Consider the following 19,119-nt stretch of genomic DNA (forward strand, 5'->3'; position numbering starts at 1 on the left):
ACACGAACAGGAGCGCCGGTGCTGCGCTCCTGTTCACGGATTCTCTGTGACAGTCAAGGTTACACCGTTCAAAGGTAGCCATCGACTAACAATTCAGCAATCTGGATAGCGTTTAGGGCCGCCCCCTTTCGAAGCTGGTCTCCCACCACCCAGAGATTGAGGGCGTGATCGTTGGACAGATCGTCCCTGATTCTGCCGACATAACAATCATCCTTCCCAGCCGCAAAGAGCGGTACCGGGTAGCGGCCGGCGGCAGGTTCATCGAGGACGAGCAGCCCCGGCATCTTCGCGAGCAACTCCTTCGCCTTGTCCGCCCCGATCCTCCGTTCGGTTTCGACGTTGATCGCGACAGAATGGGCGGTAAAGACGGGGACGCGGACGGTCGTCGGCGAGACCCCGATCGACTCATCCTCCAGGATCTTTCTGGTTTCAAAGACCAGCTTCAATTCTTCCTTCGTATAACCGTTCGGCTGAAAGACGTCGATGTGGGGGATGACGTTGAAAGCGATCTGCTGCGGAAATGCGCTGATTTCTATCGGCTGCCCGCCGGCCCAGGCCAGGGTCTGACGCCTCAACTCCTCGATCCCCTTCGCCCCCGCGCCCGAGACCGCCTGATAGCTGGTGGCAATCACCCGCCTGATACGACCGTAGTCATGCAGCGGCTTGAGCGGCATCAGCATGACAATGGTGGTACAGTTCGGGTTCGCAATAATCCCGCGGGCCCGATAGCCGGCCAGCGCGTCCGGATTGATCTCCGGAACCACCAGCGGGATGTCGGGTTCCATCCGGAATGCGGAGCTATTATCAATCACTACTGCGCCGGCCTTGATGGCGACGGGGGCAAACTCGCGACTGCGGGTCGCCCCGGCCGAGAAGAGGGCGATCTCGATCCCCTGAAACGAATGCTCACCGAGCTGTTCGGCCTTGATCTCTTCGCCTCGGAAGATCAGGCTCTTTCCGCTGGAGCGCTCGGAGGCCAGGAGCCTCAGTTGCCGAACCGGAAAGTTTCGCTCTTCGAGCAGTCGAAGCATCGTCTCTCCGACCGCGCCGGTCGCCCCGGCAACCGCTACGTTGTAGGTTCTGTTCGCCATCTCACGTGCGCTCCATTACAGTCCACGTGGCGCCGTCGTGTCCTTCGGCGGTCGCCCGGCGCCGACAATCTTGTTGACCGCATTCAGGTACGCCCTCACACTGGCCTCGATGACGTCGGTCGAACTCCCCTTGCCGATGACGGTGTGGCCATCCACCTCCAGCTTGACGACGACCTCGCCCAGTGCGTCCTTTCCACCGGTGATCGCCCTGATCGAATAATCGGCCAGCCGCCCCTGGACCTTCGTGATCTGGTCGATCGCCTTATAGGCGGCATCGACCGGGCCGTCACCCCAGCCCGATTCCTGGAAGATCTCGTGCTCGCGCTTGAGCCGTATGGTCGCCGTGGGAACGAGGTTGGTCCCGCTGGTAAACTGCAGGTGCTCCAGGGTATAGGTCTCACCGGCCGCGAGCGCCTCCTCCTCGACAATAGCCAACAGGTCGTCGTCGAACACCTCTTTCTTCTTATCGGCGACGACCTTGAACCGCACAAAGGCCCGGTTGACGGCCTCCTCTGGCAGCATGACGCCCAGCTCTTCCAGCCGCTTCTTGAACGCGTGCCGGCCGGAGTGTTTGCCCAGAACCAGTCGACTCCGAGGGACCCCAACCGATTCCGGGGTCATAATTTCGTAGGTGAGCGGCTTCTGCAGCATGCCGTGCTGATGGACGCCCGCCTCATGCGCAAAGGCGTTGGCGCCCACGATCGCCTTGTTCGGCTGAACAGGGACTCCGATGATGCTGGTGAGGAGCTTGCTGGATCGATAGATCTCCTCCGTGTTGATGCCGGTCTCGAAGTCGAGCAAATCCCTTCGCGTCCGCAGCGCCATCACGATCTCTTCCAATGAGGCGTTGCCGGCACGCTCGCCGATCCCATTGATCGTACATTCCACCTGTCTCGCGCCGTTTCTCACCGCCTCCAACGAGTTGGCCACCGCCAGCCCGAGATCGTTATGACAGTGGCAACTGATCACCGCCTTGTCGATGTTGGGGACCCGATCAAAGAGATCCTTGATCCTGGCGCCGAACTCCCATGGGAGGCCGTAGCCGACTGTATCGGGAATATTGATGGTGGTGGCGCCGGCCTTGATCACCTCCTCGACAACCTTGCAGAGATAATCCTGCTCGCTCCGATGCGCGTCCTCCGGTGAAAACTCAACGTCATCGGTATACCGCCTGGCGTGCTTCACTGCCGTAACGGCGGCCTGCAATACCTCCTCCTGCGTCGATTTCAGCTTGTAGGTAATGTGGATCTCAGATGTCGCAATGAAGATATGAATCCTCGCGCGATCGGCATACTGCAGCGCCTCCCATGCGCGGTCGATATCAGGTTCACGTGTCCGGCAGAGGCTGGCGATAATCGGCCCGCCCTTGACATGTTGGGCGATCGTCTTGACTGCCTCAAAGTCGTCTTCAGAGGCGATGGCAAAGCCGGCCTCAATCACGTCCACCTTTAGACGCGCCAGTTGCCGGGCCATCTCCAGCTTCTCCCGGGTATTCATGCTGCAACCCGGCGCCTGCTCGCCGTCCCGAAGCGTCGTATCAAAGATGGTGATCCGTTTCCCCATCGCGCCTATGTTCCACCCTTCCCGCCCGCGGCCTGCTCCAGCGGCTGCGGCAGCCGTCGTTGGATCAGTGGAATCAGTCGAATCACACCGAATAACGCATACAGCGAAAAGAACAAAAAGGCCACCAAGCTCGGCGCTGACGCAACAACCAGCACTCCCACCGTCAAACCGAACAGCAGCGCGAACGGTTGACGCTTCTTGATCTCGATCCCTTTAAGGCTGCGGTAACGGAGCCGGCTGACCATCAGAAACGACAGCGCATAGACGATCACGATCATGAGCGCGGATGTCATGCGATCGGACAACAACTCATGCTCAAACAGGACCAGCGACGGCGACTCTCGCATGAACAGTACGAAGGAGGCAATCACCGCCGCAGCCGCGGGAATCGGGAGGCCGACAAAATAGCGCTTATCGAGTGCTTGCGTCTGCACGTTAAAGCGCGCCAACCTGAAGGCGCCGCTTGATACGAACAGTGCCGTCGGGATCACTGAGCCGAACAGCCATCCCATTTTGGTATACGGTTTAATCGCCCACGCGTACGAGAGGATGGCCGGCGCGACGCCGAATGAGACCAGGTCTGCCAAGGAATCGAGCTGTACGCCGAACTCGCTTTGGCTGTTGGTCAACCGGGCGACCGCACCGTCAAGGCCGTCCAGGATCAGGGCCACAAGGATCGCGACCGCCGCGCGCGTGTAGTCGTCGTTGTGGACGGCCACGATCGCGTAGACCCCGCACAGCATCCCGGTGATGGTCAGCAGACTCGGCAGCAGGTAGACCCCGCGTCGCCGTCGTCCTCTCTTCATCGGAGCGCTCCTATCACGCTGGTTCCTCCATACACACGATCGCCGCGTTTCACAAGAATCTCCGCCCGCGCCGGAACGATAAGATCCACGCGCGATCCGAATCGAATCAACCCGATCCGTTCGCCGGCCTCAAGCTTCTGTCCGGGGGCGACCCGGCAGACGATGCGTCGTGCGATCAGGCCGGCGATCTGTTTCACCAGCAGCCGACCCTCCGGCGCCTTCAGCGCGATCAGATTCTGTTCGTTCTCGGTTGACGCCTCAGGCTGCCATGCAATCCGAAAGGTTCCCGGTCTATACGTCACCTCTTCGACGACCGCTGGAAACGGGGCGCGGTTGATATGGACGTTAAGAACCGACAGGAAGATACTGATCTGGGTGGCCGGTTCTCGCAACTCCGAACCGATATAGCGCGTGACCTGAACGACGGTCCCATCGGCCGGAGACAGGATCAGCCCCTCGTCTTTCGGGATATCGCGCGTCGGGTCACGGAAAAAGAGAGCGATCGCCACCGCCACCAAAGATGTGACGCCACCGGTGATCTGCCACCCTGTCATCCAGAGGATGACCGCCAAGCCGAGGGGTGGGAGAATGAACGGCCACCCCTCCCGTGCAATCGGTATCATCATCCACGCCGCGCCCAGAAGGTCCGTATGATGAACAACTTATAGCACGGCGACGGGTCGGATCGCAAGCCGACCATGTGACCACTCCACGGCTTTCGACTCCGACTGTATTTCGTGCCGACCGCTGATGCCTGATAGCTGATTGCTCTCATCCGAGGAACCGTTTGACCAGTTCCGGAACCATTTGAAGCGCCCGATTCAGTTCGTCGGGGTTCTTCCCGCCTGCTTCGGCCAGATCGGCCCGGCCGCCGCCGCTTCCACCGGTGATGCCGGCGACCTCTTTCACCAATTTGCCGGCGTGCAGCCGGTTGGTGAGATCCGGCGTGACCGCCACCACCCATCCCACCCGCCCCTCGACGGACGTCGCCAATACGATCACGCCGCTATCGATCTTTGTCCGTAGTCGATCCACCAACTCGCGGAGCGCCCGCTGATCATAACGCTCAGCGAGGCCGGCGACCACGGTAATGCCGCAGACCTGGGTCGCCTTTTCCAGCAACTCCTCAGCGATCTCTGCGCCCAACTTAGCGCGAAGTCGCTGGATCTCCCGCTCAAAGGCCCGGGCCGAATCGACGAGGCGGTCAACCTTCTCCGGCACCTCAAGCGGCTTACTCTTCAGTCGATCGGCCGATTCCCGCAGGATGTCCCCCTCGCGTCTCAGATACGCAAAGGCGCCGGGCCCGGTCAAGGCCTCGATGCGCCGGATCCCGGCCGCAACCCCAGTCTCATGCGCAATCTTTAACAGGCCGATCTCTCCTGTTGCCCTGGTGTGGGTGCCCCCGCACAGCTCGACGCTGAAGTCGGCCACGCTCACGACCCGCACCTCATCCCCGTACTTGTCGCCGAAGAAGGCCAGGGCGCCTTTCGCCAGCGCCTCATCCAGCCGCATCTCTTCGACCGTCACCGGCAGGTTGGCCCAAAGCTTCGTGTTGACCATCTCTTCGATCTGCGCGATCTCGGCGGAACTGAGGGGGCCATAATGTCGAAAGTCAAAACGCAATCGGTCCGGCGCCACCAGCGAACCCTCCTGTCGGACATGATCGCCGAGGATCTGCCGGAGCGCCGCGTGCACGAGGTGTGTCGCGGTATGATTTTTCACCGTGATCGCACGTCGACCCGCATCGACCGACGCGACGAGCCGCTGGCCGCACGTCATCTCGCCGCGCGTCACCCGAACGCGGTGAACGATCAAGCCGGGCAGCGGGCGTTTCGTGTCCAGAACCTCCGCCAGGACGGTCTCACCACGAAGGCACCCTGTATCCCCCACCTGTCCGCCGGCCTCCGCATAGAAGGGGGTCCGATCCAGGACGACCTCCGCCTCCCGCCCCGCGCCGATCCGCTCGATCGGTTTGCCGTCGACGATTACGGCAACGACCGATGCCTCCAGCTCGAGTCGCTCATATCCCAGAAAGGCCGTTTGCCGCGTCCTGGCAAGGTCGCGGACGGCATCCGCCACCCCCTGGGCCTCTCCAAACGCCTTCAGGTGCGCCCGCGACGTGTCCCGCTGACGCCTCAACTCGGTCTCGAATCCGTTCCAGTCGCACACCGCCGACTGTTCAGCGGCGATCTCCTCGATCAGGTCGCGCGGCACGCCGTAGGTATCATAGAGCTCAAACAGCTTCGACCCCGGCAGGACGGCCCGCTCCGCTGTCGGCGCCTTGACGTTCCGGATCAGGTCATGCAGCCGAGGGAGCGCCTCACGCAGTACGATACCGAACCGATCCTCCTCAATCCAGGCCAGGCGCGCGACATGGGCTCGACTCGCCGGCAGCTCCGGATAGGCCTCCGTCATCAGGTCGATGACCCTATCGGTGGCAGTGGCCAGGAACGGCTCATTCAGGCCCAGGAGACGACCATGGCGAAGCGCCCGGCGAAGGATCCGACGCAGGACGTAACCCCGCCCCTCATTGCTGGGCAGGACACCGTCGGCTAGCGCAAAGGTCACCGCCCTCGCGTGATCGGCGATAACCCGCATGGAGACATCGTCCTGCTCGTCCGCGCCGTATCCTTTCTGCGACAGCCCCTCGACCGCGGCGATCAACGGCCGGATCAGGTCGCTCTCAAAATTACTCTTCACCCCCTGGCAGACCGCAGCCATTCGCTCCAATCCGGCTCCCGTATCGATGCTCGGCCTGGGCAGCGGCGTCAGGGTTCCGGACCCGTCACGGTTGTACTGCATGAAGACCAGATTCCACAGCTCCAGGTAGCGATCGCATCCGCACTCGATGCTGCAGGTCGGCCGCCCGCACCCGATCGACGGACCCTGATCGAAGATCAGCTCGGAGCACGGCCCGCATGGGCCCGTCTCGCCCATAGACCAAAAATTGTCTTTGTCTCCCAGCCGAACGATACGATCGGGCGGCAGATCGGTCAGCCGTCGCCACAACTCGCCCGCCGCATCGTCGTCCTTATAAATAGTGACCCAGAGCCGCTCTTCAGGGAGTTTCAACTCGCGCGTCAGAAACGCCCAGCCGTATTCGATGGCGCCCTCTTTGAAGTAATCACCAAAGGAGAAGTTGCCGAGCATCTCAAAGAACGTATGGTGCCGGGCGGTCCGCCCGACGTTCTCCAGATCGTTATGCTTGCCGCTCACGCGCAGGCACTTCTGAACAGAGACGGCACGTCGATAGGGGCGCTGATCGGTCCCCAGGAAGACCCCCTTAAACGGCACCATCCCGGCATTGGTGAACAACAGCGTCGGATCGTCGGCAGGAACCAGCGAGGCGCTCGCCACCACTGCATGGTCGTGTTGTTCAAAAAATCGTAAGAATCGCTCGCGGATCTCTCCGCCCGTCAGCCCCGTCATCGGCGTTCCATTAACCTTGCGGCTTCTCGTACAGGAGCCGTCTGATAATGTCAGGTGAAAATCCTCTCCGATACAGAAATCGTGCGATCTGATCGACTCGGGCTGAAGCCGATCCGCGTCCGAGCGCCGCGCGCTTGCCGGCCATCGCGCGGCGGGCAACCGGCTCTTCGCCCCCCTCGTAGATCTCCTCCAGCACCTCGCGCATAACCGGCGCCTCAACCCCCTTGGCTTCGAGCTCCTTGCGTAATCGGTGCGGTCCCATCGGTTTGGTCCGAACTCGGCCTCTGGCCCAGGCGGTTGCAAATCGTCGATCGTTCAGATAGCCTTCCGCTTTCAGTCGTTCGACCGCCGCCCTGGATTCCGCCTGAGCAAATCCCTTCATCGTCAGTTGACGGGCCAGTTCGGCGATCGTTCGATCCCGGGCAGCGAGGAGCCGAATGCCTGCCCTGTACGCCGCGCCGGGCGACCTTGGCGCTAGTGCGGCCTTCGATCCCGCAGGCTCCCCGTTCGCTCCGGGGTCCAGGGCTGATCGACCGCGCTCTCGATCCCTCGTACCTTGAGCGCGAAGTCGTTGGGGTTGCTGCTCCACTTCAGCGCCTCCTCATAACTTACCAGGCCCCGCTGGTAGAGGCTCATAATCGACTGGTCAAAGGTCTGCATCCCATATTCGGATGTCCCGGCGGCGATCACCTCCGCGATCTTTCTGGTCTTATCGGAGTCGACGATGTACTCCCGAATGGTGGCCGTTGCGATCATCACCTCGACGGCCGGTACCCGTCCGCTCCCGTCAGCCCGCGGGATCAACCGCATCGAGACAACCCCCCTCAACACGGACGCAAGCTGTAGTCGGACCTGCTTTTGCTGATAGGGCGGAAAGATGGCGATGATGCGGTTGATCGTCTCGGCGGCATCGATGGTGTGCAGGGTACTCAACACCAGGTGGCCGGTCTCGGCGGCCACAATCGCCGTACTGATCGTATCGAAGTCGCGCATCTCTCCCACCAAAATCACGTCCGGATCCTGACGAAGCGCGCTACGCAGCGCGCCGGCGAAGGACTCGGTGTCGATCCCAACCTCCCGCTGGCTGATCAGACACCGATGATCCGAATGGAGAAACTCGATCGGGTCCTCGATGGTGACGATATGACCGGTTCGATTCACGTTGATATGGTCGATCATGGCCGCCAAGGTTGTCGATTTCCCGCTTCCCGCTGTGCCGGTCACCAACACCATCCCCCTGGCTTCCATGGCTAGTTTTCCGATGATCGGCGGAAGATTCAGTTCCTCAATCGTTTCAACCTTGAGCGGGATGACTCGAAAGATGGCCCCCGCCATCCCCCGCTGCTGAAACAGGTTGGTCCGAAACCGGCCCAGCCCAGCGATACCGTAGCCGACATCCAACTCCCGATGTTGCACGAACTGGCGTCGCTGCAGCTCCGTCGTCACGAGGCCGACCGTCGCATCGAGATCGGCTTCACTCAGGCACGGTTCATCCTGCATGGGGATGAGTTGGTGATCGATTCGCAGGACAGGCGGGGCGCCGACCTTCAGGTGAAGGTCTGAGGCGCGTTGCTCGACGGCCAACCTCAGGAGTCGATCAAGATCGACAGGCATCCCTGCGATGACCTCTCCAGATATCCCGTAATTCCATCCGGACGGGGGAATCTAACGTGTCTGCGCCGTAACTGCAGCCTCGACGGCGCCGGTTAACCCCAGGGCCGCGCGCACCTTACCTTCGATTTCACCGCACAGCTCGCCATTTTCCTGCAAAAAGCGTTTCGCGTTCTCCCGCCCCTGGCCGATCCGTTCTCCGGCATAGGAGAACCAGGAGCCGCTCTTTTCGATGATCTTGTATTCAACACCGAGATCCAGGATCCCCCCGGTCCGGGAGATCCCTTCACCGTAAATGAGGTCGAACTCGGCTTCCTTGAACGGCGGGGCCACCTTGTTCTTCACCACCTTCACCTTTACGCGTGACCCCACGATATTTTCCCCGTCTTTGATGCTTGAGATTCGCCGGATGTCGAGCCGGATCGACGAGTAAAACTTCAGCGCCCGACCGCCGGTCGTAGTCTCGGGATTGCCGAACATGACTCCGATCTTCTCTCGAAGTTGATTGATGAAGATCACGCAGGTCTTCGATTTGCTGATGGCCGCCGTCAGCTTCCGAAGCGCCTGCGACATCAGCCTGGCCTGAAGGCCCATGGTCGGCTCACCCATCTCGCCGTCGATCTCGGCTCGAGGCACGAGGGCAGCGACAGAATCGATCACGACAGCATCGACGGCCCCGCTCCGAACCAGAACCTCTGTGATCTCCAGCGCCTGCTCCCCCGTATCCGGCTGCGAGATCAGGACGTCGTCAATCTTGACCCCCAAGGACCGCGCGTAGCCGGCATCGAGCGCGTGCTCGGCGTCGACAAATGCGGCAGAGCCCCCGGCACGTTGCGCCTCGGCGATGATATGCAGGGCTAACGTGGTCTTTCCGGACGACTCGGGTCCGAAAATCTCGATGATGCGGCCACGCGGTACCCCCCCTACTCCCAACGCAGCATCCAACTCCAGCGAACCGGTAGAAATGGCCGCAACGGGCAAGAGGGCGCCGGAACTGCCCATCCTCATGATGGAGCCTTTACCGTATAGTTTTTCAATCTGGGCGATCGCCAGATCCAGCGCGCGTTCGCGTTCTTTACCGTCCCCCCTGTCTATCAGCTTCTCCGCCACGGCTCCCCTCCAGGTCTGTAAGTCCGCCATACGTGCGCACCTATCCGCGTGACAACCGTAGGCGATTTCCGGCAAGTTGTCAAGAGTGCTGGAGCTGTCATATTCACACTGCACTCCCCGTCTCATAGTGACTAGTACTTACTTGCGAAAGTTAGCGCACATAAGCCGTCATACCCGCGAAAGCGGGTATCCGGAACTCCCGGTATTTCCTGGATTCCGGCTCGCGCCCGCGATGCGGACTTGGCCGGAATGACGTCTACAACAAATATGCAACGAATTTGAGAAACAGGACACCAGCCTATCCATCGAACGCCGCACCCCCGGGCAGGGATGTTTCAGAGTGAAACCGACTGAAACATCCTGTTTCATGGAACAGCGATCTCCCCGATCTGATCCGCTCCATCCTCTCGGCTGAGCCTGCCCGTGAACTACATTGGAAATGCAGAGTTAGGGAAATCTGCTGTGCGATTTCGATGTTGGCATGCGGCTTGTTAATTCAGGAAGGAACGATATCGCAAACGGCCGGCAACGAACAATAAGGCACAAGGCAACTCAAGCCGGGGAGGTGTAATCAGCATGAATAGCAGGGGGTGGGTCTACAACAAGAGCTTCGTTGAATGCCTCGGTCTGACGCGTCGGGAGGTGGAGGTGCTCATCTGGGTCAGCGACGGGAAGACCAATGCCGAAATCGGACAGATCCTCAGCAGGAGCCCACGGACCGTACAGAAGCACCTGGAGCATATCTTCGAGAAGTTGGGGGTTGAAACACGCACAGCAGCAGCCGCACGCGTACTCGCCCTCACCGTTTCTCACGCAACAGCCTCAGGTGTCTCGTTGTCTCAGGCTGCAGCGTGAAGATAGGCCGGGCTTCTTCGCTACACCACAAGCGGTTCTTTTATGGACGACATTATAATCTTGACATTATAGTTCACTTCGGATAGTCAATCTCGGAGTCGGTTAACTTTGCGAAGTCAGCTCGCAGTTATAATGGTACGCTATGGATCTCTGTCGGTCGTCAACCCCGCGCCGCTCCATACTACCCATCCTCTTCTGCTCAACCGTCTTGCTTCTGTTGAGCATCTGTTCCGCTATGGCCGAGGAAGCGGGACGGATTGTGAGCGTCGGGGGTAGCGTTGAGGTCTTTCGGGCGCAGCACTGGCAGCCCATAGGGCTCCGTCACATCCTCGTCCCTGGGGATGTGGTGCGGACGGGTCCGAAGAGTCGAGCGGCCATCCTGCTCTCCGACGAGTCCCTGATCAAGGTCAACGCCAACAGCACCCTGGAGATCACGGCGGTGATGCCGCCTCCAGGCAAACCTGCCCGTGCTGCCGTCGGCCCTGTCCAGACGATCCTCAATCTGTTAAAAGGGGAGGTCTGGAGTTCAAGCCACGGCAGGCCCTTTCAGATTCGGACGCCGGCCGCGACGGCCACCATTCGGGGAACAGAGTTCGATCTCGCCATCGGTCTCGCCAACGAATCGCATCTTGCCGTGCTGGATGGGGCCGTCGAATTCCGAAATCCTCAAGGGGCTGTCGTCGTAAGGGCGGGCGAGGAGGCCACGGCCAGGGTGGGCGAACGCCCAAGTAAGACCCTTCTCCTCAAGCCGATCGATGCGGTCCAATGGTCGCTGTACTACCCAGGGATCGTCAGCGTCCGAGACTACCCGCTGACCGGCGTCGCGCCGCATCGTCTCCCCGAAAGGCTGGCCGATGCGGAGCAACGCGTAGCCTCAGGACCAGCGGATCCGGGGGCGAGACTCACGCTGGCCGAAATCCTCTTCGATCTGGGAAGACAGAAAGACGCACGCACGGAATTTGAGAAAACCCTGGCCCTCGATCCAGGGAGCCCACGGGCCCTCGCCGGTCTCGGATGGGCCTACCTGGTGGAAGGAAGGATTGAGGAGGCGTTGAGGGCGTTCCGGCAGGCGACACCCCCTACCCTTTCGGCCCTCGTAGGAGAGGCCAACGCGCTGTATCGACTGAATCGCTTCGATGAGATGGATGAGGTCATCGCTGAAGCCAAGAGCCGCTTCCCATCCTCCCCGCAGCCCCCGACGCAGGCCGCGCTGCTCTACCTCATTCAGGGCCGGGTGGCCGAGGCGCGCCAAGAGTTGGAGCATGCCTTGACCCTCGATCCCGGCTATGCGCCGGCGCATGGCCTTCGTTCCAACATCGCGCTGGTTCGGAATGAGAAGGGGATCGCGCAGCAGGCCGCGATGCAGGCGGTTGCCGCCAATCCGTCCTCTGCCTCATCCTACCTCGATCTGAGCCTGGCGAAGCAGGCCGAGTTCCGCCTGGACGAGGCGCTTCAGGCAGCCAGGAAGGCGCTGGAGATGGAGTCGGACAATCCCATGGCCATGATCCAGGTCAGTCGCCTTCTCTTCGGCCTCGGGAACCTCTCCGAGGCGTCGCGCATGGCCGAGGAGGCCCGCCGGCGAGCTCCCTCAGATCCCCTGGTCACCAGCACATGGGGTTTCCTCTTGCTGGCTCAGGGAAAGACTAAGGAAGCCATCACGGCCTTTGACCAGGCGATCGAGCAAGATTCCACCCGTGGGGAGCCTCACTTGGGTCGTGGTCTGGCGCTGTTCAGGTCGGGGCAGACCGAGGAGGCGGTTCAGGAGATGCGGATGGCCACCCTCCTGGAGCCCAAGGTCTCGCTCTATTGGAGCTATTTGGGGAAGGCGCTCTACGAGGTGAAACGCTATCCCGAGGATGGCGATCCTTTTTCCGTCGCCAAGCAGTTGGACCCGAACGATCCGACCCCGTGGCTCTATGACGCCATCCGCAAGCAGAGCATCAATCGCCCGGTGGAGGCGGTGCAAGATCTGCAGCGATCGATCGAGCTCAACGACAATCGGGCGGTCTACCGGTCGCGCCTGCTGCTGGACCAGGATCTGGCCGCGCGCGGCGCGACCCTTGCGCGGATCTACAATGAACTGGGATACCAGCAGCTTGCGTTGGTTGAGGGGTGGAAAGCGGCTATTGAGGATCCCACCAACTACTCGGCCCATAGGTTCCTGTCCGACTCGTATGCCGCCTTGCCTCGCCACGAGATCGCCAGGGTGAGTGAGCTGCTCCAGTCTCAGCTCCTGCAGCCGATCAGCATCACCCCGGTGCAGCCGCAACTGGCAGAGAGCGAGCTGTTCATCTTCGGCAGTGCCGGTCCGGCGGAACCATCCATGAACGAGTTCAACCCCCTCTTCGTCCGTGATCGCGTGGCGCTCCTGGCCTCGGGAACCGCCGGGGAACAACACACGCTCGGCGATGAGTTGGTCCAGTCGGGCATCTGGGGACCTGTTTCCTATAGCCTTGGCCAGTTCCATCACGAGGACAACGGATTCCAGAAAAACAATGACCTGAACCAGGATGTGTACAACGCCTTCGTCCAGGCGAGTCTCACACCCAACACTAGCGCACAGATCGAATATCGGTTCACCGATACCCACAAAGGGGATCGAGACTTGCGCTTCCTCGGCGACTTCCTACCGGATGAGCGACAGGAGCGAGAAACCCATTCGGCGCGACTGGGTCTTCATCACGCATTCTCCCCCCAGTCCGATGTGATCGCCTCGTTTATCTACAAGCACGTAGACGATGATCTGCGGCTTCAGGGGGTCCATGGTGCGTTGGAGGAGAATGGGTATTTGGGTGAACTCCAGCACCTGTTTCGGTCTCAGACGTTGCACGTGATCAGCGGCCTCGGACATCTGACCGCCGACCGTAGGAATGTACTAACCATCGATGTTCAACAACTGGGAATGCGGTTTGTTACAGTCGACCCAAAGAATGTGCATCACACCAACCTGTACGTCTACTCCAACATCAACTATTTTGAGTGGGCCACGCTGACGGTTGGCGTAAGCGCCGATTTCTTTAAAGGTGTGATCGTGGACCGCGACCAGGTCAACCCGAAGCTAGGGGTGACGTTGAATCCCCTCCGCGACACGACGCTGCGCGCGGCGGTCTTCCGAACCCTGAAAAGACGCCTGCTCTCGGACCAGACCATCGAGCCGACGCAGGTAGCCGGGTTCAATCAGTTCTTTGATGACGCTGAAGGCACAGAGGCATGGCGTTACGGGGTCGGCCTCGATCAGCGATTCTCACCCACGCTCTACGCCGGTGCTGAGGTGTCAAAACGCAACCTGGAGATCCCATTTTTCGACGCCACCAGTGGTGTTCCCCGAGCACGAGAGGTTACTTGGAAAGAGTATCTGGCCCGCGGATATCTGTACTGGACACCCCACGCCTGGGTTGCCGTCAGCGGCGAGTATCAGTTTGAGCGGTTCGCTCGAAATAGAGAGTTCGGGGCGGGGATCAGGGAGGTCAACACGCACCGTCTCCCGTTCGGGATCAGTCTCTTCCACCCATCCGGATTCAGCGCCAGATTGAAGGCGACCTATGTCAATCAGGAGGGAGATTTTCACCCCCAAGCATCGCCACCGGATCTGTTTATACGCGGAGCCGATCGGTTCTGGATTGTCGACGCAGCCGTGCGGTATCGCCTGCCTAACCGGCTCGGATTCATCACTGTCGAGGCCCGTAACCTGTTCGACGAGCGATTCAGGTTTCAGGATACCGATCCAGCAAATCCACAGATACAGCCGTCGCGATCGGTCTTTGTCAGGCTTACACTGGCGTTCTAGCACCGGCGAGGTGGCTCATGAGATCATTGGCCACCTTCAGACCAGGCCAAGCCGGAATCCGATACGAGCAAGGAGGTGAGCAAAGCAGTACCCCGGACATCGATCTGAGCGCAGAGCGAAACGGAACCGTCAATCTCTTCTCGGGAGGTACGTAACATGAAAACGCACGGGCAGCACGGGCAGGTGGTCATTACCATAGACGCTGAAACTGGTAAGTTGGTCAGCGTGACAGATGGAAAGGGGAAGGTTGCTCAGCGGGTTGAAGCGACTGCGGCCAATCCTTCAGTCCTCGGAACGATCCTCAGTGCGAGTACAGGTACGGTGTTCCATACTCAGATCAACCCTTGCTCTAAATGGGTTTATTGGGACGGGAATTGGTATCAGGTCCCCTGCTAGCAGCGCGTAAATCCATCCTGGTGGCGATACGCCGGCTCGCTCCCATTCGTCGGGACGAGGCCGGGGTCTCCGACGAGAGAGTAATAAAAGGTACCAGATCGCTCACACACTAAGATGATTGCCCAAAGATGATTGCCCAAAGAAGATACCGCCTTACGCCGATCGATGATGGCGCCCATATCGGGGATGTGGGCGCCATCGCTGACCCGGGTAGACCACGACACTAAGGACAATACACCAGATGACCAACAGTGACAGAGTTCGGCCTGCGCTACAAGCCGCTCTCATCACCATTTTCGCTTTCGCCGCCATGCTCATTCTCGCTCATCTTCCCCCCTTCTCCCTCCTTGAACTGAAGGGATTGGATTTCCTGTTCCGTCTGCGGGGACCCCTTGCCCCGCCCAGCGAGATCGTCGTCGTCGCCATCGATGAGCCGTCGTTTGCCGAGATCTCGAAGCAGTGGCCCTGGCCCAGGAGCCTGCACGCCCGTCTGATCGATCAACTGAAAAAGGCGGGGGCCAGGGTCATCGGCTTCGATATCCTCTTTGCAGAGCCTTCCCAACCGGAGGAGGATCAGGCGTTGGCGAGAGCCATCCGAGAGGTCGGCAACGTCGTCCTCGCCGGCGAGCGGGCCGTCGTCGCCGATCGACTCTTTCGTCACACCATCCTGGTCGATCCGATCGAACCGTTCCAGACGGCTGCGTCGGTGGGGATCGCCACCCTCCCGATTGAGCCGGACGGGACCGTGCGACGGCCCCTTCCCGTCTCACCCGACCTCCCCTCGTTCGCCTCCCGGATCGTTGGACTCTACCTGGGGCAGGAGCACGGGATCGGGGTCGATCCATCTGAGGCGAACCTGATTAACCATCTGGGCCCTCCAAGGACCGTGAAGACGGTGTCCTATTACCAGGCCCTCGAGGCCGACCGGATGCTGCCGCCCCTGACCTTCACCGACAAGATCGTCCTGATCGGCCGGGCTCTCCAGGCGGCGCCCGAGCCGCAACGCACCGCCCCAGATCTCTTCTTCACCCCGTTCTCCCCCGACGCAGGGAGCCTCACCGCCGGTGTCGAGATCCATGCCACGATCGTCGCCAACCTTCTGGCAGGCCGGATGGTGCGCGAACCCTCCTCAGGGGTGCGCTATGCCCTCCTCTTCTTCCTGGCCCTGATCGGCAGTCTCGCCACCCTGCACCTGCGGCCCCTCCGAGCCCTCGGGGCGACCCTCGGCCTTTCGGCGCTCTTGCTCATGATCGCGTATGGGCTCTTCACAGGGAAGAATCTGTGGCTGCCCATCGTCGCCGGCACGGTTGAGCTCGGTCTGGTCTATGGCGGGTATCTGATCGCTCAGCTCTTCTCCGCCCAGCGGGAACACCGTCTCGCGCTGGAAGCGATGAACCGGGACCTGGAACACAAGGTCACGGAGCGCACGGCCCAAATGGTCGCGGCGAATGAAGCGCTGGCATGGGAGCATCGCGAGTTGCAGGAGACCCTGCAGAAGCTCGCCCAGACTCAGAGCGAGCTGATCCAGTCGGAAAAGATGGCCTCCTTAGGGTTTCTGGTAGCCGGGCTCGCGCATGAGCTGAACAATCCTATCAGCTTCGTCCACAGCAACATGGATTTCATCGGGGACTATGTCCTGAGGCTGAAGGGGTTGATCGAGGCGAGCGATGCGCTCGAGCTGCCTGGTGACCCTGCCACTCAACGGCTCGCAGAGCTGAAAGAGGAGGCAAGGTTGGACGTGGCAACCTTGAACGAGCTGATCGCCAGTTGTAAGCGGGGGACGGAACGGGTCAAGCGGATTGTCATGGACCTCGGCACCTTTGCCAGGACGGACGATGTCGCCCCCGTGGCGGTCGATCTGCACGAGGGGATCGAGACCACCTTGAGCCTGCTGACCAAGGAGTATAAAAATCGGATCACCGTCCATCGGGAGTATGGGAATCTGCCTCAGGTGGAATGCCATCCCGGCCGCATCAATCAGGTCTTCATGAACCTGCTGCTCAACGCGGCCCAGGCGATCCCCGAGAAGGGCGACATCTGGATCAGCACCGCATCCCAGGGTGAGAAGGTCAGCATCGTCATCAAGGACACCGGCTGCGGCATTCCCGAAGCGCATCTCGCGAAGATCTTTGATCCCTTCTTTACCACCAAGAAGGTGGGGCAAGGGATGGGTCTGGGCCTCAGCCTCAGCTACGGGATTATCCAGCAGCATGGCGGCGCCATGCGGGTATCGAGTCACAATGGCCAGGGAACGGAGTTCACTGTTGAGCTCCCGGTAAAGTGGAGTGGAGTGTAAGATGAAGCGGTACGGGATTCTGCTCGTGGATGACGAACGGGACATCTTACGGACCCTCGCCCTGACGTTCGAAGAGGACTACGACGTCTTTCAAGCCGCCAGCGGCGCTGAAGGGCTGGCAATCCTGGAGCGGCACGAGATCGCCTGCATCATTGCAGATCAACGGATGCCGGAGATGACGGGGGTCGAATTCCTCGAGCGTTCTATGGCCACGCATCCGCAGGCGATCAGGATGGTCCTCACCGGCTATACCGACACCGCCTCGCTCATCCGGGCCATCAACGACGGCCGAATCTATCGCTATATCACGAAGCCTTGGGATCGGGATAAATTGAAGATCACGGTCAAGCGCGCCGTCGAAAGCTATGAGCTCACCATGGAGAACCAGCGACTCCTCAAGGAGCTTCAGGCCGCCAACGACCGGCTCCAGACGGAGAATCTGTATCTGAAGCGAGAGGTCGAACGCGATCCCCGTTCCGACACCATCATCGGCAACAGCCCGGCCATGCGGCGGGTCTTCGATCTTATCGAAAAGGTCATCGACAGCTCCGCCACGATCCTGCTCACCGGAGAAACAGGAACCGGAAAGGGGGTGATCGCCCATCATCTTCACCAGCATGGCCCCAGACGAAAGGGGCTGTTTATCGAGCAGAACTGCGGGGCGCTCCCGGAGACCCTGCTGGAAAGCGAGCTGTTTGGTCATCGGCGCGGGGCCTTCACGGGCGCCGTGCAGGACAAGAAAGGGCTCTTCGAGGTGGCGGATGGCGGGACCCTCTTCCTCGACGAGGTCAGCGAGATGAGCCCCACCATGCAGGTCAAGCTCCTGCAGGTCCTGCAGGACGGCCGGATGCGGCGGATCGGGGAGACCGACTGCAGGCAGGTTGATGTCCGCATCATCGCGGCGACCAATAAAGACCTGGAGGCGGAGGTCAAGCAAGGCGCCTTCCGGAGGGACCTGTACTACCGGATGAGTGTGTTTCCCATCAGGACCCCGCCCTTGCGGGAGCGACAGGAGGATATCCCGTTGCTGGTTCGTTATTTTTTGGAAAAACAGTGCAGGAAGCTGAAAAAGCCGGTGATCGGGCTGAGCCAGGAGGCCATAGATCGCCTGTGCGACTACGACTTTCCGGGCAACGTCAGGGAGCTGCAAAACCTGATCGAGCGGGCGGTCCTCCTCAGCAACGGCTCTCGGCTTGATCTGGACGAATGGCTGCCGAGGTCCTGTGATCCCTCCCGAACGGCGGGGAGCCCCACCCTGACGCAGATTGAAAAAGATCATATTCTGGAGCAACTCCACTCGCGAAGCGGCAACCTTGCGCTGGTGGCCAAAGACCTCGGGATCAGTCGCACCACGCTGTGGCGCCGGATGAAGGCCTATCAGATCCCGTGGGGCGCGCGGCGAGTAGAATCTGACGAATAAGCCCCCCCAGCAATCCTGTCTTCTCCCATCACGATCGTTCGGGCATACACATTTGACCAGTGTGGTAGACCATATTAGCCTATTTAGATGCATCATCATTTCGTTTGCAATAGCATACGATACCTGCTATACATGATGCAGTCATAGCACATTCTCGCAGGAGGACTATCGATGCGGACGACGATCAATTTACCACACGATTTACTCCAGGAGGCGATGAGGCTCTCAGCCGAGAAAACCAAGACCGCGGTCATCATCACCGCACTTCGAGCCTATGTTCGGGATCGGCGGGTGGACCATCTCATCGCGAAGCGTGGGCGGCTCGAATTCCTCGACACCTGGGACAAGGGTCGCCATGAGCGATAAGGTCCTCGTAGACACATCGGCCTGGATCGAATTCTTCCGCGGTACACCCTCTACGTGCGGTGACAAGGTAGGCGAACTGCTTCGGCGAGATCGCACCTGTGTGACGGGTCTGATTATTGTAGAGCTGTCGCGCGGAGCGAAGGGGACCAGGGAGTTGAGGACACTGGATGAGTTGTTGCGAACCGTGACCTCGTTGGAGGTGAGCGACGACGTCTATCGCAAGGCAGGCGAGTTGTCATACCGGATGGCCCGGCGTGGGCTCACGCTCGGTACCGTTGACGCCGTCATCGCCGCCACGGCCATCCGTCATGATTGCCCGCTCCTGACATTGGACGATCACTTCCAGCAGATCCGCCGGTTTGCGCCGCTCCATCTCGCATAGCCCATTT

The 19,119-nt window shown here is 60.5% G+C and carries 15 protein-coding genes; 7 read left to right on the plus strand and 8 right to left on the minus strand.

Translation table 11 applies throughout. The annotated features are described in order from the left end of the window. Window positions 1-68 precede the first annotated feature (68 nt). The 8 genes from C3F12_00320 to recA form a co-directional block, all read right to left on the minus strand. The gene (locus C3F12_00320) at window positions 69-1,091 is read right to left on the minus strand and encodes an aspartate-semialdehyde dehydrogenase (GenBank protein ID PWB48979.1); all 1,023 of its coding nucleotides are present in this window, start codon (window positions 1,089-1,091) and stop codon (window positions 69-71) included. Window positions 1,092-1,106: 15 nt separating this feature from the next. Further along, on the minus strand, window positions 1,107-2,654 hold the full coding sequence (locus tag C3F12_00325; protein ID PWB48980.1) for a 2-isopropylmalate synthase: 1,548 nt from the start codon (window positions 2,652-2,654) through the stop codon (window positions 1,107-1,109). Window positions 2,655-2,659: 5 nt separating this feature from the next. After that, window positions 2,660-3,460: a CDP-diacylglycerol--serine O-phosphatidyltransferase gene (gene pssA, locus C3F12_00330; GenBank protein PWB48981.1), complete on the minus strand. Its 801-nt coding sequence runs from the start codon at window positions 3,458-3,460 to the stop codon at window positions 2,660-2,662. Further along, on the minus strand, window positions 3,457-4,086 hold the full coding sequence (locus tag C3F12_00335; GenBank protein ID PWB48982.1) for a phosphatidylserine decarboxylase family protein: 630 nt from the start codon (window positions 4,084-4,086) through the stop codon (window positions 3,457-3,459). The genes pssA and C3F12_00335 overlap by 4 nt, the downstream gene beginning before the upstream one ends. A 145-nt stretch (window positions 4,087-4,231) precedes the next feature. Then, window positions 4,232-6,889, minus strand: coding sequence for an alanine--tRNA ligase (locus C3F12_00340; GenBank protein ID PWB48983.1), 2,658 nt, complete (start codon window positions 6,887-6,889; stop codon window positions 4,232-4,234). A 10-nt stretch (window positions 6,890-6,899) separates the two neighbouring features. Beyond that, window positions 6,900-7,271, minus strand: coding sequence for a RecX family transcriptional regulator (locus C3F12_00345; protein ID PWB48984.1), 372 nt, complete (start codon window positions 7,269-7,271; stop codon window positions 6,900-6,902). A 92-nt stretch (window positions 7,272-7,363) separates the two neighbouring features. Further along, window positions 7,364-8,503 (minus strand): type IV pili twitching motility protein PilT, encoded by a 1,140-nt coding sequence (locus tag C3F12_00350; protein ID PWB48985.1) that lies wholly within the window; start codon window positions 8,501-8,503, stop codon window positions 7,364-7,366. Window positions 8,504-8,554: 51 nt separating this feature from the next. Next, window positions 8,555-9,595 carry a recombinase RecA gene (gene recA / locus C3F12_00355; GenBank protein PWB49030.1) on the minus strand — a complete coding sequence of 347 codons (1,041 nt, stop codon included), beginning with the start codon at window positions 9,593-9,595 and terminating at the stop codon, window positions 8,555-8,557. A 591-nt stretch (window positions 9,596-10,186) separates the two neighbouring features. Between recA and C3F12_00360 the strand changes: the two genes are divergently transcribed. From C3F12_00360 to C3F12_00390, 7 genes are all read left to right on the plus strand, one after another. Then, window positions 10,187-10,465, plus strand: a complete 279-nt coding sequence (locus tag C3F12_00360) for a hypothetical protein (GenBank protein PWB48986.1) — start codon at window positions 10,187-10,189, stop codon at window positions 10,463-10,465. 142 nt (window positions 10,466-10,607) lie between these two features. Continuing rightward, window positions 10,608-14,252 (plus strand): hypothetical protein, encoded by a 3,645-nt coding sequence (locus tag C3F12_00365; protein ID PWB48987.1) that lies wholly within the window; start codon window positions 10,608-10,610, stop codon window positions 14,250-14,252. 156 nt (window positions 14,253-14,408) lie between these two features. Further along, window positions 14,409-14,648, plus strand: coding sequence for a hypothetical protein (locus tag C3F12_00370; GenBank protein PWB48988.1), 240 nt, complete (start codon window positions 14,409-14,411; stop codon window positions 14,646-14,648). A gap of 241 nt (window positions 14,649-14,889) precedes the next feature. After that, window positions 14,890-16,944: a hypothetical protein gene (locus tag C3F12_00375; protein ID PWB48989.1), complete on the plus strand. Its 2,055-nt coding sequence runs from the start codon at window positions 14,890-14,892 to the stop codon at window positions 16,942-16,944. Between the two features lies 1 nt (window position 16,945). Further along, window positions 16,946-18,364: a DNA-binding response regulator gene (locus tag C3F12_00380; protein PWB48990.1), complete on the plus strand. Its 1,419-nt coding sequence runs from the start codon at window positions 16,946-16,948 to the stop codon at window positions 18,362-18,364. 171 nt (window positions 18,365-18,535) lie between these two features. Beyond that, window positions 18,536-18,730, plus strand: coding sequence for a hypothetical protein (locus C3F12_00385; protein PWB48991.1), 195 nt, complete (start codon window positions 18,536-18,538; stop codon window positions 18,728-18,730). Then, window positions 18,639-19,112, plus strand: a complete 474-nt coding sequence (locus C3F12_00390; protein PWB48992.1) for a PIN domain nuclease — start codon at window positions 18,639-18,641, stop codon at window positions 19,110-19,112. The genes C3F12_00385 and C3F12_00390 overlap by 92 nt, the downstream gene beginning before the upstream one ends. The last annotated feature ends 7 nt before the right edge of the window (window positions 19,113-19,119 follow it).

Source organism: Candidatus Methylomirabilota bacterium (assembly GCA_003104975.1).
Lineage (GTDB): Bacteria > Methylomirabilota > Methylomirabilia > Methylomirabilales > Methylomirabilaceae > Methylomirabilis.